Below are 14,407 nucleotides of genomic sequence, written 5' to 3'. Positions count from 1 at the left end.
CGGCTCGCCCCGGGCGCGGCGGCCGAGGTCACCGTCCCGCTGGACCTGGGCGCCCTCGCCGTCCGGTACGACGGCGCGATGGTGCTGCAGCCGGGCACCTACACGGTGGCGTCCGGGCCGTCCGCCGGGGACCTTCGGGTGCGGGCCGAGCTGACCGTCAGCTGAGCTCGCGCTCCGCGAACTCCCGGTCGAGGATCGCGAAGACCAGCTCGGTGGACCACACGCCGTCGCGCACGTCGCTCTCGACCAGGCGGGCCTCCTGCCGCATGCCGAGCCGCTGGGCCACGCGGACCGAGCCGAGGTTCTCCTCGTCGATGCGCGCGAACACCCGGTGGAAGCCGTAGGACTCGAACGCGAGCCGGAGCGTGGCCCGGACCGCCTCCGTGGCCAGGCCGTGCCCGCTCACGTCGGGGTGCAGGGCGTAGCCGACCTCGGCCTGCCGGGGCGCGGCCGCCCACTTGAGCATCGTCTCGCCGACCACCTCGCCGTCCGACTCGACGGCGAGCACCTGCACGTCACCGGCCTCCTCGAACGGGGCGCTGGACCACGTGCGGAGCTTCGTCCGGGCCGTGGCCCGGTCCCACGGCGGCTGGTACATGTACCGCACGACGTCGGGGCTCGACCGCCAGGCGAGGAACGCCTCGGCGTCGTCCGGGGCGACCGGGCGCAGGGTGAGGCGCGCGGTGACCACGGGCCAGCCGGGGTCCGACCGGTAGGCCCGCGCCGGCGTGGCGAGCGCGGGCAGGGCGTCGGGCGCGGCGTCGGGTCCGGGGGCGGAGGCAGGCGGTACGGAAGAGGGCACGATCCGACCGTAGCGTCCAGAACCCGGTATGCCACCGGAATTCGGTCGGTATCGCCCGGCGGACCGGCGCGTCCGGTGTGTCCGCCCGGGGCGCTCAGCGTGCCTCGAACGCCACGCTCTCCCAGTCGGCCGGCACGTCGCGGGGCTCCCACGAGGCGTCGGGCGTCCAGTCCGCCCAGGACTTGTCCCACCAGATCGTCCCGGCGTCGAGCAGGCCGGCGATCCGGGCGCCCTCCGCGCGGATCTGCGCCATGCGTCCGGGGTACCGGGCAGGGCCGGTCTCCTCGAACTCCACGACGTCCTTGAACTCGTAGGTCTCGGCGTCGGCCGCCCACCAGACGTCCAGCTCGTGGTCGAGCGTGTCGAACCCCATCGGCGTGCGGCGCGGCGCGTCCTCCAGGTTGAAGTACCAGCCCTGGAACGCGCGCTCGGGCCCGTCCCAGAACAGGAAGAGGGAGTGCTCCACCCCGGCCCAGTGCAGCTCGAGACGGCCGTGGCCGCGCCACTTCCTGCTGCCGGCGGTCTTCCACGGGTGCTCCCCCACCGGGAACGTGCCGGTGGCCGGGTAGGCCAGCGGGGTGCCGCCGGGCGTGTAGGTGACCAGCAGATCGCCGTCGTCCTGTACGCACACCTGCGGGATCGCGATCCAGGGCTCGCCGCGCATGATCTCGCGGCGCACCACCGTCTGGCCGGGCAGGAAAACTTCGGGCGTCATGCGGGGAACGCTAACAGCGGCTCGTTACGCCCTGGCGACATCCACGTTGACACCATGGCGCAGCACCCGCAGCGGCCGCAGGTCGGCGTCCGTCACCAGGATGTCGGCGCGCGCGCCCGGCACCAGTGCCCCGACCTCGCCGGTCAGGCCCAGTACCCGGGCCGGCACCGCCGTCGCGGACAGCACGGCGTCGACCAGCGGGACGCCGCCACGCACCGCGCACCGCACCACGTCGACCAGGTGGGCGGTGCCACCCGCGATCGGCCCCTCCTCCTCGGGCGCGCCGGGAGCGGCCTGCGGCGTCGCGATCCGGGCGACGCCCTCGTGCACGACCACCGACATCGGGCCCAGCTCGTACCTGCCGTCCGCCACCCCGGCCGCGGCCATCGCGTCGGTCACCAGGACCACCTGGTCCGCGCCGACCATGTCGAACACCGAGCGCACCGTGGCCGGGTCGAGGTGGACACCGTCGCCGACGAGCTCGACGATCATGTCGCCGCGGGCCGCCGCCGCCAGGCAGGCCGCGATGGGGCCGGGTTGCCGGTGGTGCAGGGGGCGCATGCCGTTGAACAGGTGGGTCGCGGTCATGGGGGCACCCAGCGCGGCGGTGACCTGCTCGATCAGCGCCTCGGCCTGCTCGGTGGTCCCGTCGGTATGGCCCAGCGAGGGCAGCACGCCCGCCTCGACCAGCGCCTCGGCGACTCCGCCGGGCCCGGTCACGCCCGGAACCTCGGGGGCGACGGTCATCGTGCGCAGGTACCCGCGGGCCGCCCGCGCCATCTCCGCCACTAGCTCGACACTGCCTTCTTGCAGGTCAGCCGGGTTGTGGGCGCCGCGGCGGCGGTAGGACAGGAACGGCCCCTCCGCGTGCAGCCCCTCGATCTCCCCGGCCTCCGCGAGCTCGGCCAGCACCGCCGCCCGCTGCACCAGCACCTCGGGCTGGGCCGTCACGAGCGACGCCAACAGGGTCGTCGTGCCGTGCCGGCGGTGCTCCAGCACGCCCGGAAGCGCCTCAGCGGCCGTCGTCACGTCGGGGAACGACGCGCCGCCCCCGCCGTGGTTGTGCAGGTCGACGAGGCCCGGCAGCACGTACGTCGCTGGCGCCGGTGGCACCTGCTCCAGGGCGGGGCCGTGACCGGCCCCGAGGGCGTCGACCACGGAGCCGGCGAACTCGACCCGTCCGCCCGAGGTGACCACGACGCCGTCGTCCACCACGGAAGACGCCAGGACCAGGCGCCCGCGCACGACTACCACTTCGCTCATGCCCGACATCCTGCCATCCGCCGGGCAATGCGCTGCCGGCGGGACGCTCAGCGCAGGGCTCGGCGGGCTAGAAGAGGCGCGTCGTCGGGTCGTCGACGCCACGCATGGCGTCGTAGTCCAGCAGGAGCGTGGCGATGCCACGGTCCTTGGCCAGGACCCGGGCCTGCGGCTTGATCTCCTGGGCCGCGTAGACGCCGCGGACCGGGGCCAGCAGCGGGTCGCGGTTCAGCAGCTCCAGGTACCGCGTGAGCTGCTCGACGCCGTCGATGTCGCCGCGGCGCTTGATCTCCACCGCGACGGTGGAGCCGGAGCCGTCCCGCGCGAGGATGTCGACGGGGCCGATCGCCGTGGGGTACTCGCGGCGCACGAGCGTGTGCCCGTCGCCCAGCAGCGCGATCTGCTCGGCGAGCAGCTCCTGCAGGTGCGCCTCCACGCCGTCCTTCACGAGGCCGGGATCGATGCCCAGGTCGTGGCTGGAGTCGCTGTGGACGGTGAACAGCTCGACCTCGAGCCGGTCGTCCGACTTGGCGTGCTGGACGGTCCACACCTCGGTGACGCCGCGCTCGGCGGCCTCCTCGGAGGGCTCGCGCACAGTCAGGGTGCACGGAGGGCTCATCCAGTTGAGGGGCTTGTACGAGCCGCCGTCGGAGTGGATGAGCACGCTGCCGTCAGCCTTGACCACGAGCAGCCGCGTAGCCTGCGGGAGCATCGCGGTCAGGCGGCCCGTGTAGAGGGCGGAGCAGTCTGCCACGACCAGCCGCATCAGAGAACCAGATCCTGTCGTCCGGGAGGGGCGGCCTCGAGCCAGGAGGCGAGGCCGAAGTAGTCGCCGGCAGCAAGATCGAGCTCGAAGTCGAGCCCGTCGTACCGGCACTGGACGAGGTAGTGGTCGCCCTGACCACGCTCGTCCGGGTCGAGCGGGGTGCGGCTCGTGACGGTGAGCCGCTCCCGGTACCACGTGCGGGCCGGACGGGGTGACAGCGACCAGCACCGCCACCACTCGATCCGGCCCACCGCGTACTGTGCGATGCCCGGTGTCCAGGAACCCTCGGGGTTACCGGTCGCCCGGGCACTGCAGTCGAACGATCCGACCCTCCTGGAGAGGGTCCGCAGCCGGGAGATCCCGGCCGCGATCACGAGCGCGAGCGCCCCCAGTACCGCTATCGCGATCCATACGACGCCGGGCACGCGCGCTCTCCCTCAGACCAGGGAGATCTCGTCGACCACGAGGGTGACGAGGTTGTTGTCCACGGACATGAAGCCGCCGGTGACCGTGGCCTCCACGGCCGGGCCCGACGCCGTCTCCACCTTGATCGTGCCGGGGCGAAGCACGGCCAGCAGCGGCGTGTGGTTCGCCAGGATGCCGATCTGGCCGTCCGCAGACGGCGCGCTCACCTGGGTCGCCGCACCGCTCCAGACCTTGCGGTCCAGGGACACGAGGTCCACGCTCAGCTCTGCCACGAGAGCTCCTTCCGATGTAGCGGGCGTGCTGCCGCCCCTGCCGGGTTGCCCGAGTCTAAGGGGTCCGGCGGGGCGGCATCACGCACGGGGGGACGTACGAGACCTCAGGCCCCGTACTCCTTCTGGATCCGTGCCCAGTTCTCCTCGAGCATCTCGAGGCCACCGATGTTGTAGAAGGCCTGCTCGGCGATGTGGTCGAACTCGCCGGCGCAGATCTTCTTGAACGCCTCGATGGTCTCCGACAGCGGCACCGTCGAGCCCACCACACCCGTGAACTTCTCGGCCATGTAGGTGTTCTGGGAGAGGAACTGCTGGATACGACGCGCACGCGCGACGACCGTCTTGTCCTCCTCCGAGAGCTCGTCCACACCGAGGATCGCGATGATGTCCTGGAGCTCCTTGTTGCGCTGCAGGATCGACTTCACCTCGGTGGCCACATCGTAGTGCTCCTGGCCCACGTAGCGGGGGTCCAGGATGCGCGAGGTGGAGGCCAGCGGGTCGATCGCCGGGTACAGACCCTTCGACGCGATCTCACGGGAGAGCTCGGTCGTCGCGTCCAGGTGGGCGAACGTCGTGGCCGGGGCCGGGTCGGTGTAGTCGTCAGCCGGCACGTAGATGGCCTGCAGCGACGTGATGGAGTGACCACGCGTCGAGGTGATGCGCTCCTGGAGGAGGCCCATCTCGTCGGCCAGGTTCGGCTGGTAGCCCACGGCGGACGGCATACGGCCGAGCAGCGTGGAGACCTCGGAGCCGGCCTGCGTGAAGCGGAAGATGTTGTCGATGAACAGCAGCACGTCCTGCTGCTGCACGTCACGGAAGTACTCCGCCATGGTCAGGGCCGACAGGGCCACGCGCAGACGCGTGCCCGGCGGCTCGTCCATCTGGCCGAAGACGAGGGCCGTCTTGTCGAAGACGCCGGCCTCGTCCATCTCGGCGATCAGGTCGTTGCCCTCACGGGTGCGCTCGCCGACACCGGCGAACACGGACACACCACCGTGGTCCTGGGCCACACGCTGGATCATCTCCTGGATGAGGACCGTCTTGCCGACGCCCGCACCACCGAAGAGACCGATCTTGCCACCCTGGACGTACGGGGTCAGCAGGTCGATGGACTTGATGCCCGTCTCGAACATCGTGGTCTTCGACTCGAGCTGGTCGAAGGCCGGGGGCTTGCGGTGGATCGGCCAGCGCTCGGTGACCTCGAACTTCTCGCCCTCCTGGAGGTTCAGGACCTCGCCGGTGACGTTGAAGACCTTGCCCTTGGTGACGTCGCCGACGGGCACGCTGATGGGCGAGCCGGTGTCGGTGACCAGGGCGCCGCGGACCAGGCCGTCGGTCGGCTTGAGCGCGATGGCGCGCACCAGGGAGTCACCCAGGTGCTGCTCGACCTCGAGGGTCAGGGTGAACGTGTTCTCGTCCTCGCCCTGGCCGGACAGGTCGATCTCGACGGTCAGCGCGTTGTAGATGTCGGGGATCGCGTCCTCGGGGAACTCGATGTCCACGACGGGGCCGATCACCCGAGCGACCCGGCCGGTGCCGGGCCCGCTCGTGTGCTCGACCGTGGATTCCACGGTGGTGGCGGTCATACTTGCCTCGCTTCGGTGGGCCGGAGGGTCCTCCGGCGGGGAGTCTGTTCGGTCTGTTCAGGACGCCAGGGCGTCGGCACCGGAGACGATCTCGCTGATCTCCTGGGTGATGTCGGCCTGGCGGGCCTGGTTGGCCAGTCGGGTGTACGTACGGATCAGGTCCTCGGCGTTGTCCGTGGCCGTGTGCATGGCACGCTGGCGGGCGGCCAGCTCCGACGCGGCGGCGTCGAGCAGCGCCGCGTAGATGCGCTGGTCCACGTACCGCGGGAGCAGTGCGTCGAGCACGGCCTCCGGGGAGGGCTCGAAGTCGTAGAGCGGCAGGACCTCGTGCTCGTCCGCCTCCACCACGCCCTCGACGACCTCCAGCGGCAGCATCCGCACCACGTGGGGACGCTGCGTCACCATGTTGACGAACTGCGTGGAGACCACGTGCAGCTCCGACACGCCGCCCTCGGACTCGTCCGCGAGGAACTTCTCGAGCAGAGCCTGCCCGATCTCCTCGGCGACCTCGGCCGACGGACGCTCCGACCCGTAGGTCCACGTCCTCTCGGTCTCGCGACCGCGGAACGTGTAGTACGAGATCGCCCGGCGGCCGGTGACGTAGAGGAGAACCTCCTTGCCCTCGGCCGCGAGCTGCTGGGTCAGCCGCTCGGCCTCACGGACGATCGACGCCGGGTAGGAACCCGCCATGCCACGGTCCGACGACACCACGAGCACCGCGGCGCGCTTGGCGCCCGCGACCTCCCGCGTGAGCGGGTGGTCGATGTCGGTGTGCGTGGCGACCGCCGAGACCGCACGGGTGATCGCCTGCGCGTACGGTGCCGCGGCCGCCGTCCGCGCACGGGCCTTGCCGATGCGGGACGCGGCGATGAGCTCCTGCGCACGGAACATCTTCTTCAGCGACTGCGTCGACTTGATCCGTGCCTTATAGACGCGCTGGGATCCACCGGCCACGGGTCAGGCCTTCTTCTTGACGACGACCTGTGCCTGCTCGACGTCGACGGGGCCACCCTCGACCTCACCACCGACGAGCGCGGTGCCGTCGGCACGCTGGAAGCCGGCACGGAAGTCGTCCACGGCGGCGCTGAGGGCCTCCTCCGTGTCGGACTCCAGCTTGCCGGTCTCGCGGATCGTGGAGAGCACGTCCGTCTTGCGGCGCAGGTGGTCCAGCAGCTCGGACTCGAACCGCTTGACGTCCTCGACCGCGACGTCGTCCAGCTTGCCCTTGGTACCGGCCCAGACGGCCGCGACCTGGTCCTCGACCGCGTACGGCGAGTACTGGGGCTGCTTGAGCAGCTCCGTCAGGACGGCGCCGCGCTGCAGCTGGGCACGCGAGGCCGCGTCGAGGTCGGACGCGAACATCGCGAACGCCTCGAGCGAGCGGAACTGCGCCAGCTCCAGCTTCAGCGTGCCGGAGACCTTCTTCATCGCCTTGATCTGCGCGTCACCACCGACTCGGGAGACGGAGATACCGACGTCCACGGCGGGGCGCTGGTCGGCGTTGAACAGGTCGGACTGCAGGAAGATCTGGCCGTCCGTGATGGAGATGACGTTGGTCGGGATGTACGCCGAGACGTCGTTCGCCTTGGTCTCGATGATCGGCAGACCGGTCATCGAGCCAGCGCCCAGGTCGTCCGAGAGCTTGGCACAACGCTCGAGCAGACGGGAGTGCAGGTAGAACACGTCACCCGGGTAGGCCTCGCGGCCCGGCGGACGGCGCAGCAGCAGCGACACGGCGCGGTAGGCCTCGGCCTGCTTCGACAGGTCGTCGAAGATGATCAGGACGTGCTTGCCCGAGTACATCCAGTGCTGGCCGATGGCCGAGCCGGTGTACGGGGCCAGGTACTTGAAGCCGGCGGGGTCGGAGGCGGGAGCCGCGACGATCGTCGTGTACTCCAGCGCGCCGGCCTCCTCGAGGGCGCCACGCACGGAGGCGATGGTCGAGCCCTTCTGGCCGATGGCGACGTAGATGCAGCGCACCTGCTTGCTCGGGTCGCCGGTCTCCCAGTTCGCCTTCTGGTTGATGATCGTGTCGACCGCGATCGCCGTCTTGCCGGTCTGGCGGTCACCGATGATCAGCTGACGCTGACCACGGCCGATCGGGATCATCGAGTCGATCGCCTTGATGCCGGTCTGCAGCGGCTCGTGCACCGACTTGCGCTGCATGACGCCGGGCGCCTGGAGCTCCAGGGCACGGGTGCCCTCGGTGGCGATCTCGCCCAGGCCGTCGATGGGAGCGCCCAGCGGGTCGACCACGCGGCCGAGGTAGCCCTCGCCCACGGGGACCGAGAGCACCTCACCGGTACGGCGGACCTCCTGGCCCTCCTCGATGCCGGTGAACTCGCCCAGGACGACCACACCGATCTCGCGGACGTCCAGGTTCTGCGCGAGGCCGAGCGTGCCGTCCTCGAAGCGAAGCAGCTCGTTGGCCATCACGCCCGGGAGGCCCTCGACGCGGGCGATGCCGTCCGCGGCGTACGCGACGCGGCCCACCTCCTCGGTGACCGCTTCCTGGGGCTCGTAGGCCTTCACGAAGCTGTCCAGTGCGGCGCGGACCTCGTCCGGCCGGATCGTCAGCTCAGCCATTGATCTTCTCCTGTCGTGGCCGCGAAAGCCGCGGCGGAAGGTTCTTGTTCACGTTTTCAGCCGGCCAGACGACGCGAGGCGTCAGCAAGGCGCGACAGGACGGTGGAGTCGACGACGTCCGCGCCGACCTGGATGCGCAGGCCGCCGACGACGGTCGGGTCCACGGTGACGTTCAGCTGCACGGGCTTCCCGTACGAGCGCTCGAGGATCGCGCCGAGGCGCTCCTCCTGCTCGCGGGTGAGCATCGTCGCGCTCGTCACGGCGGCGACCAGGCGCTGGCGGCGCTCCGCCGCGACCTCGCCGAACCAGCCGATCGTCTGCACGAACCGGCGACCACGCAGCGACGACGTCGCGCGCTGTGCCAGGCGCTGGGTCACGGTGTCGACCTTGCCACCGACCAGTGCGTCCACGAGCGCCACCCGGCGCTCCGGAGCCGTCGAGGCGTCCGAGAGGACCTGCTTGGCCTCCCGCTGCCCGACGAGCGACCGGCTGAGCCGGAACAGCTCGTCCTCGACCGTCTCCAGCGTGCCGCGCGCCTCGGCGGAAGCCAGGACGGCGTCCACGCCGAGGCGCTCGACGGCGTCCGTGAGGTCGGCGTCGCTCGCCCAGCGCGCTCGGGCGAGCCCGGACACGAGGTCGATCACGCGCTCGTCGAAACCGCCCAGCAGGCTGGCCACCAGACCCGCCTTGGCCTCGCCCTCGCGGGAGGGGTCGGCGAGCGAGCGGCGCAGCGCGGCGGAGTCGTCGAGCGCCGACACCAGGGTGAGCAGCTGCTCACCCAGGGTCAGCGCGTCCGCACCCGCGGCGCGCAGCACCGGCTCGAAGCGCTCCTGCGCCGCAGTCAGCGATGCACCGCTCGATCCCCGCATCACGCCTCCTTGTTGCTTGCCACGGCCTGGCTCGCCTCGAGCTCGTCGAGGAAGCGGTCCACGACGCGCGACTGCCGGGCCGAGTCCTCGAGGGACTCGCCCACGATCTTCGACGCGAGCTCGGTCGCGAGCGAACCGACCTCGGTGCGCAGCGACACCGCGGCGGACTGCCGCTCGGCCTCGATCTGACGGTGCGCGGTCTCGGTGATGCGCTCCGCCTCCTCGCTCGCCTTGGCCCGGAGGTCCTTGACGATCGCGGTGCCCTCGGCACGTGCCTCCTCGCGGACCTGCGCCGCCTGGGCACGGGCCTCGGCGAGGAGCTCCTGCTGCTGGGCGAGGGCCTCGTCCGCCGCCTTCTGGGCGGCCTCGGCCTTCTCGATGCCGCCCTCGATGAGGGCGGCACGCTCGTCCAGCACCTTGTTCATCTGAGGCAGGATGAACTTGTAGAACGCGACGGCGATGATCACGAGGACCACCGCAGACCAGAGCAGGTCGTAACCGGCGGGCAGGAACAGCTCGATGCCCTGCGGCTCGTCCGTCTGCGCCGCTACCAGGGCGGCGCTCGAGTGCGCCGCCATCACTGGAAGAGGAAGCCGGCGACGAGCCCGAGGAGCGCGAGCACCTCGACGAAGGCGACACCCAGGAACATGGTGGCGCGGAGCTGGCCGGCGACCTCGGGCTGGCGGGCCATGCCCTCGATGGTCTTGCCGATCAGGATGCCGAGGCCGATGCCCGGGCCGGTCGCGGCGAGGCCGTAGCCGATCGCGTTCACGTTGCCGGTGACCTCGGCGAGAGTGGTGACGTCCACTTGCGTCTTCCTTCCGTTGGGCGCCGGACCGGTATTGGTCCGGCGTCGCGTGGTGTGCGAAGGCGCGTGCTGCGCCCGTCGCGGGTTTTCCAGGTGAAGCTATGCAGCGCCGCCCGGAGGAGCGAGCACCGTCAGTGCTCCTCCTCCAGCGACATGTTGATGTACACCGCGGCCAGCAGGGCGAAGATGTACGCCTGCAGGAACGCGACCAGCAGCTCGAAGAGCGTCATGAAGATGCCGGCCGGCAGCGTCAGAGCGCCGAAGACCATCAGGCCGCTGCCCGCCGAGTCGATCAGGAAGAACTGCGTCGCGGCGAAGCAGAGCACCAGCATGATGTGGCCGGCGACCATGTTGGCCACCAGCCGGACCATCAGCGAGCCCGGCCGGATGATCAGGATCTGCAGCAGCTCGATCGGCGTCAGGATGAAGTAGATCGGCCACGGCACGCCCGGGGGGAACAGGTTCGCCTTGAGGTACCCGCCCAGACCGTGCTTGCGGATGCCGACGGCCCAGTAGGTGACGAACACCCACAGCGCGAGCAGCAGCGGCACACCGATGCGCGAGGTCGCGGCGAGGTTCAGGCCCGGGATGATGCCGGTGAGGTTGAACGCCAGGATCGTCACGAAGATCGTGGTGAGCATGGGCAGGAAACGCTTCGCGTTGTCCTTGCCCAGGATCTCCTCGCCGACCTGCACCCGGACGAAGTCCAGGATGTACTCGACACCGGCCTGGAAGCGGCCCGGCACGACCTTCGCCCGGCGCGCGGCGATCATGAAGATCGACAGCAGCACGATGGTGGCGATGATCCGGATGATCCAGAGCCGGTCGATCTGGAAGATGGTGCCTTCGAAGAGGATGCCCGACGGGAAGAAGTCGGCGATCGACGGCGTGTGGAAGCCGCCCTCACCCTCGTGGCCTTCAGTGGCGGCGAGGATTACGGACGTCGCATACGTGGACAGGAGGACTCCCAGGTGGTCATTCGGCCCCGCGCGCGTTTCCCGCTGTGTGGCGGAACGGGCGCGCCGTCGGGCCTGGCCGTCATGGATTCGTCGTAAGCCTAACCTATGTCACATGGGGTTTAGGCCGTAGAACCGCATGACGCGGCCCCTTGTGACTTATTGCGCAACCCCGCGTCAGGTCGTGGGTCGCTCATGAGGCTCGGTCAGGGCGTGGTGTCGGTCTCGACGTAGGGCACGCGGCCGTTGCGCACGGCGCGGTAGTCGAGCACTGCGGAGCCCACGGCGCCGAGCAGCAGCACGACGAACAGGACGACCCGGTCGTAGAAGTCGAACTGCGTGATGACCACCAGGACGACGACGAGCACGATCATCTTGGCGAGCCAGCTGCCCATCACGACGGCGCCCATCGCGGTGGCGCCCTTGCCGACGGTGTACAGCATCGACCACACGGTGGTGCCGCAGAAGAACGCGGCCAGCGCCGCGCCGATCAGGGCGCCCCAGAGACCGGGCAGGCCCGCGACCAGGAACCCGACCACGGAGCCCAGCACCGCGAGACCGGCGACGAGGATCAGGCAGTCACGCAGGGCCGTACGCAGCACCGCCTGCTCAGCAGCGCCCCGCGGGGCGTTGGGGGCATCGGGCAGCTGCTCGGTCATTCGACGGTCTCCTTGGTCTTGACGTGCGCCTTGGCGGCGACGCTCTCGGTGGTGCTCCCGGTGGCGCTCTGCGGCACGAGGGCGGGCTGCGCGGCGCCGACGGCGGCGGGCACCTTGGGGGTCTGCCCCGACAGGGCGACGTCGTCGTCCAGGAACCGGCCGCGGTGGCGCAGCGGGCCCAGCGTGGCCAGCAGCGCGAGCACCACGATCACGGCGGTCCAGACCAGGACGATCTCCCAGTCCCACCGCACGAGCGCCGCGGCGCTGAAGGCGAACACGGCGGTCCACACGTACAGGATCACGACCGCGCGGCGGTGGGAGTGGCCGAGGGCCAGCATCCGGTGGTGCAGGTGCATGCGGTCCGGCGCCATGGGCGACTTGCCCGCGGCCAGCCGGCGGATCACGGCCAGGCCCATGTCGAGCAGCGGCAGCATGAGCACCGCCACCGGCAGGAGCAGCGGGATGAACGCGGGCAGGGCCTGCGAGCCGGTCATCACGTCGGGCGTGATGTTGCCCGTCACGGTGATGGCCGCGCCGGCCATGACGAGGCCGATCAGCATGGACCCGGCGTCGCCCATGAAGATCCGCGCCGGGTGGAAGTTGTAGGGCAGGAAGCCCACGCACACGCCCACGAGCACCGCCATCATCAGCGACGCCAGCGAGGAGTAGTCCTCCGCCGAGACCTGCTGGGTGAGCCCGTAGGTGTACAGGAAGAAGGCGGCGCCGCCGATGGCGACGATGCCGGCCGCGAGACCGTCGAGGCCGTCCACGAAGTTCACGGCGTTCATGGCGACCACCACGGCCAGGACCGTGATGACCAGCGAGGTGCGCGAGGAGGTGATGGTCGTGCCGGCGATCGGCAGCGTGATGAGCTGCACGCCCTGCAGCGCCATGAACCCGGCGGCCAGCACCTGGCCCGCGAGCTTGGTGACCCAGTCGAGGTCCCACTTGTCGTCCGCCCAGCCGAGCCCGCACACGATCGCCGCGCCGCCGACGATGCCCCACGCCTGGCGGTCGGAGAAGACGCCGGACAGGAAGGGCATCTGGGAGGCCAGCATCACCGAGACGACGATGCCGATCAGCATCGCGAGCCCACCGAGGCGCGGCGTCGGCACCAGATGCACGTCGCGCGCCCGGACCGCCGAGATCGCCGAGGTCTTCAGGGCCACCCACCGCGCGAAGGGTGTGGTCAGGAACGTGACCGCGGCGGCCACGAGCATCAGGAGCAGGTACACCCTCACTCGTCGTCCTCCGCGGCAGGGGCGGGAGGCTCGATCGGGTCGTCCTCGGGCGACGCAGCAGGGCCTTCGACGTCGGCGACCTTGCGCAGCTCCGCCAGGCTCACGGCACCCTCGCGGACGATCCGCAGCACGGGGCCGGTCGCGTCCACGATCGTGGACGCGACGCCGCCGGGAGCCTCGCCGCCGTCCAGGTAGACCGCGACGGACGCGCCGAGCTGGTCGCGCGCGTTCTCCACGTCCTGCGCGGCCGGGCTGCCCGACTTGTTCGCGCTGGACACGGCCAGCGGGCCGGTGCGCTTGAGCAGGGCGAGCGCGGCGGCGTGGTCCGGCATGCGCAGGGCGACGGTGCCGCCCGTGTCGCCGAGGTCCCACTGCAGCGACGGCTGCGCCTGCAGGATGACGGTGAAACCGCCGGGCCAGAAGGCCTCGACGAGCCGGCGGGCCTCGTCGGGCACGTCGGTCGCGAGACCGTCGAGGGTCGCGACGTCACCGACCAGGACCGGCGGGGGCATCTGCCGGCCGCGGCCCTTGGCCGCGAGCAGGGCGGCCACCGCGACCTCGTCGAACGCATCGGCTGCGATGCCGTAGACGGTGTCGGTGGGCATGACCACCAGGGCTCCACGGGAGATCGCGTTCACTGCCTCGTCGATCGCGGGGCCCCAGGTCTGCGGGTCGGTGGCGTCGAGCACGGGCTGCACAGGCACACTCACGCGGACCAGTCTTTCACGCTTCGGGACCCTCCTGATGCCCGACGCGGCGCGCGACCACCATGCGGGGCCGGCCGGTGAGGTCCTTGCGGGTCTCGGGCTCGCCGAACACGGGCCGCCCCTCGGCGTCGCGCGCGGCGGAGACCATCGCGCGGGCGGCCTCCGCCTGGACCTCGGCGTGCTCCATGACGTAGAGCCCGCCCGGGCGCAGCAGCCTGGCCGCCGCGTCCGTGATGCCGCGCGGCACCTCCAGCCCGTCCGGGCCCAGGCCGTAGAGCGCGACCGCCGGGTCGTGCTCGGCCACCTCCGGGTCCACGGGCACGGCGTCCGAGGGGACGTACGGCGGGTTCGAGACCACGACGTCGGCCGTCCCGTCGATCCCGTACAGCGCGGTGCGGGCATCGCCCTTGACCAGCCTGACGATGCGCTCGGGCGCCTCCTGGAGCTCCGAGGCCGGGTCTGCGGCCGGGTCCAGGACCGCTGCGGGGTCCAGCCCGGCCGCGACGGCGCTCAGGGCGTCGACGTTGCGCGCCGCCCAGGCGTGGGCGTCCTTGTCCAGCTCGACGGCGTGCACGCGTGCGCCGGGCACCTCGGTCGCCACGGCCAGCGCGATGGCGCCGGACCCGGTGCACAGGTCGACGACGACCGCGCCCGCGCCGCCACGTTCGCCGACCACCTTGGCGGCCTCGTCGATCGCCACCTGCGCGACCTCCTCGGTCTCGGGCCGCGGCACGAACACCCCCGGGCCCACGGC

Annotated in this window: 17 protein-coding genes; all 17 read right to left on the bottom strand. The window is 71.2% G+C overall.

What is annotated here, in order from left to right:
• Positions 1-157 precede the first annotated feature (157 nt).
• Positions 158-802 (bottom strand): GNAT family N-acetyltransferase, encoded by a 645-nt coding sequence (locus PROKR_RS19570; RefSeq protein ID WP_084800549.1) that lies wholly within the window; start codon positions 800-802, stop codon positions 158-160.
• A 94-nt stretch (positions 803-896) separates the two neighbouring features.
• Positions 897-1,517 (bottom strand): ribonuclease FAU-1 family protein, encoded by a 621-nt coding sequence (locus PROKR_RS19565; RefSeq protein ID WP_036966035.1) that lies wholly within the window; start codon positions 1,515-1,517, stop codon positions 897-899.
• A 24-nt stretch (positions 1,518-1,541) separates the two neighbouring features.
• Positions 1,542-2,789: an N-acetylglucosamine-6-phosphate deacetylase gene (locus tag PROKR_RS19560; RefSeq protein ID WP_036966032.1), complete on the bottom strand. Its 1,248-nt coding sequence runs from the start codon at positions 2,787-2,789 to the stop codon at positions 1,542-1,544.
• Between the two features lie 58 nt (positions 2,790-2,847).
• A complete protein-coding gene (gene nucS, locus PROKR_RS19555) occupies positions 2,848-3,543 on the bottom strand; it encodes an endonuclease NucS (RefSeq protein ID WP_020017629.1) in 696 nt (231 codons plus the stop codon).
• On the bottom strand, positions 3,543-3,968 hold the full coding sequence (locus tag PROKR_RS19550) for a DUF2550 domain-containing protein (protein ID WP_020017630.1): 426 nt from the start codon (positions 3,966-3,968) through the stop codon (positions 3,543-3,545). The genes nucS and PROKR_RS19550 overlap by 1 nt, the downstream gene beginning before the upstream one ends.
• Positions 3,969-3,980: 12 nt before the next feature.
• Entirely contained in the window at positions 3,981-4,241 is a 261-nt protein-coding gene (locus tag PROKR_RS19545) for a F0F1 ATP synthase subunit epsilon (RefSeq protein ID WP_036966029.1), read from the bottom strand.
• Between the two features lie 104 nt (positions 4,242-4,345).
• On the bottom strand, positions 4,346-5,827 hold the full coding sequence (gene atpD, locus PROKR_RS19540; protein WP_036966024.1) for a F0F1 ATP synthase subunit beta: 1,482 nt from the start codon (positions 5,825-5,827) through the stop codon (positions 4,346-4,348).
• A 57-nt stretch (positions 5,828-5,884) separates the two neighbouring features.
• Positions 5,885-6,781 (bottom strand): F0F1 ATP synthase subunit gamma, encoded by an 897-nt coding sequence (locus tag PROKR_RS19535; RefSeq protein ID WP_036966021.1) that lies wholly within the window; start codon positions 6,779-6,781, stop codon positions 5,885-5,887.
• Between the two features lie 3 nt (positions 6,782-6,784).
• On the bottom strand, positions 6,785-8,413 hold the full coding sequence (atpA, locus tag PROKR_RS19530) for a F0F1 ATP synthase subunit alpha (RefSeq protein WP_036966018.1): 1,629 nt from the start codon (positions 8,411-8,413) through the stop codon (positions 6,785-6,787).
• A gap of 56 nt (positions 8,414-8,469) precedes the next feature.
• Positions 8,470-9,282 (bottom strand): F0F1 ATP synthase subunit delta, encoded by an 813-nt coding sequence (locus PROKR_RS19525; RefSeq protein WP_036966015.1) that lies wholly within the window; start codon positions 9,280-9,282, stop codon positions 8,470-8,472.
• On the bottom strand, positions 9,282-9,860 hold the full coding sequence (locus PROKR_RS19520) for a F0F1 ATP synthase subunit B (protein WP_036966013.1): 579 nt from the start codon (positions 9,858-9,860) through the stop codon (positions 9,282-9,284). The genes PROKR_RS19525 and PROKR_RS19520 overlap by 1 nt, the downstream gene beginning before the upstream one ends.
• Positions 9,860-10,090: an ATP synthase F0 subunit C gene (locus tag PROKR_RS19515; RefSeq protein ID WP_020017637.1), complete on the bottom strand. Its 231-nt coding sequence runs from the start codon at positions 10,088-10,090 to the stop codon at positions 9,860-9,862. The genes PROKR_RS19520 and PROKR_RS19515 overlap by 1 nt, the downstream gene beginning before the upstream one ends.
• A 131-nt stretch (positions 10,091-10,221) precedes the next feature.
• Positions 10,222-10,971: a F0F1 ATP synthase subunit A gene (atpB, locus tag PROKR_RS19510; protein WP_483823657.1), complete on the bottom strand. Its 750-nt coding sequence runs from the start codon at positions 10,969-10,971 to the stop codon at positions 10,222-10,224.
• Positions 10,972-11,252: 281 nt separating this feature from the next.
• Positions 11,253-11,705: a Cg1360 family ATP-synthase-associated protein gene (locus tag PROKR_RS19505; protein ID WP_036966005.1), complete on the bottom strand. Its 453-nt coding sequence runs from the start codon at positions 11,703-11,705 to the stop codon at positions 11,253-11,255.
• Positions 11,702-12,946: an MraY family glycosyltransferase gene (locus tag PROKR_RS19500; RefSeq protein ID WP_245605891.1), complete on the bottom strand. Its 1,245-nt coding sequence runs from the start codon at positions 12,944-12,946 to the stop codon at positions 11,702-11,704. Before PROKR_RS19500 ends, PROKR_RS19505 begins: the two co-directional genes overlap by 4 nt.
• Complete coding sequence (locus PROKR_RS19495) at positions 12,943-13,656, bottom strand: L-threonylcarbamoyladenylate synthase (RefSeq protein WP_051109627.1); 714 nt, start codon at positions 13,654-13,656, stop codon at positions 12,943-12,945. Before PROKR_RS19495 ends, PROKR_RS19500 begins: the two co-directional genes overlap by 4 nt.
• 13 nt (positions 13,657-13,669) lie before the next feature.
• On the bottom strand, positions 13,670-14,407 hold a 738-nt coding region (locus PROKR_RS19490; protein ID WP_051433160.1), incomplete at its 5' end, for a N5-glutamine methyltransferase family protein.

This window comes from Promicromonospora kroppenstedtii DSM 19349 (assembly GCF_000515355.1).
Lineage (GTDB): Bacteria > Actinomycetota > Actinomycetes > Actinomycetales > Cellulomonadaceae > Promicromonospora > Promicromonospora kroppenstedtii.
This window is presented reverse-complemented; position numbering and strand designations above follow the sequence as displayed.

Excerpts from the sequence above, each read along its gene's own strand:
- PROKR_RS19565 (WP_036966035.1), bottom strand. The coding sequence starts at position 1,517 with ATGACGCCCGAAGTTTTCCTGCCCGGCCAGACGGTGGTGCGCCGCGAG.
- PROKR_RS19560 (WP_036966032.1), bottom strand. The coding sequence starts at position 2,789 with ATGTCGGGCATGAGCGAAGTGGTAGTCGTGCGCGGGCGCCTGGTCCTG.
- nucS (WP_020017629.1), bottom strand. The coding sequence starts at position 3,543 with ATGCGGCTGGTCGTGGCAGACTGCTCCGCCCTCTACACGGGCCGCCTG.
- atpD (WP_036966024.1), bottom strand. The coding sequence starts at position 5,827 with ATGACCGCCACCACCGTGGAATCCACGGTCGAGCACACGAGCGGGCCC.
- atpA (WP_036966018.1), bottom strand. The coding sequence starts at position 8,413 with ATGGCTGAGCTGACGATCCGGCCGGACGAGGTCCGCGCCGCACTGGAC.
- PROKR_RS19525 (WP_036966015.1), bottom strand. The coding sequence starts at position 9,282 with ATGCGGGGATCGAGCGGTGCATCGCTGACTGCGGCGCAGGAGCGCTTC.
- PROKR_RS19520 (WP_036966013.1), bottom strand. The coding sequence starts at position 9,860 with ATGGCGGCGCACTCGAGCGCCGCCCTGGTAGCGGCGCAGACGGACGAG.
- PROKR_RS19505 (WP_036966005.1), bottom strand. The coding sequence starts at position 11,705 with ATGACCGAGCAGCTGCCCGATGCCCCCAACGCCCCGCGGGGCGCTGCT.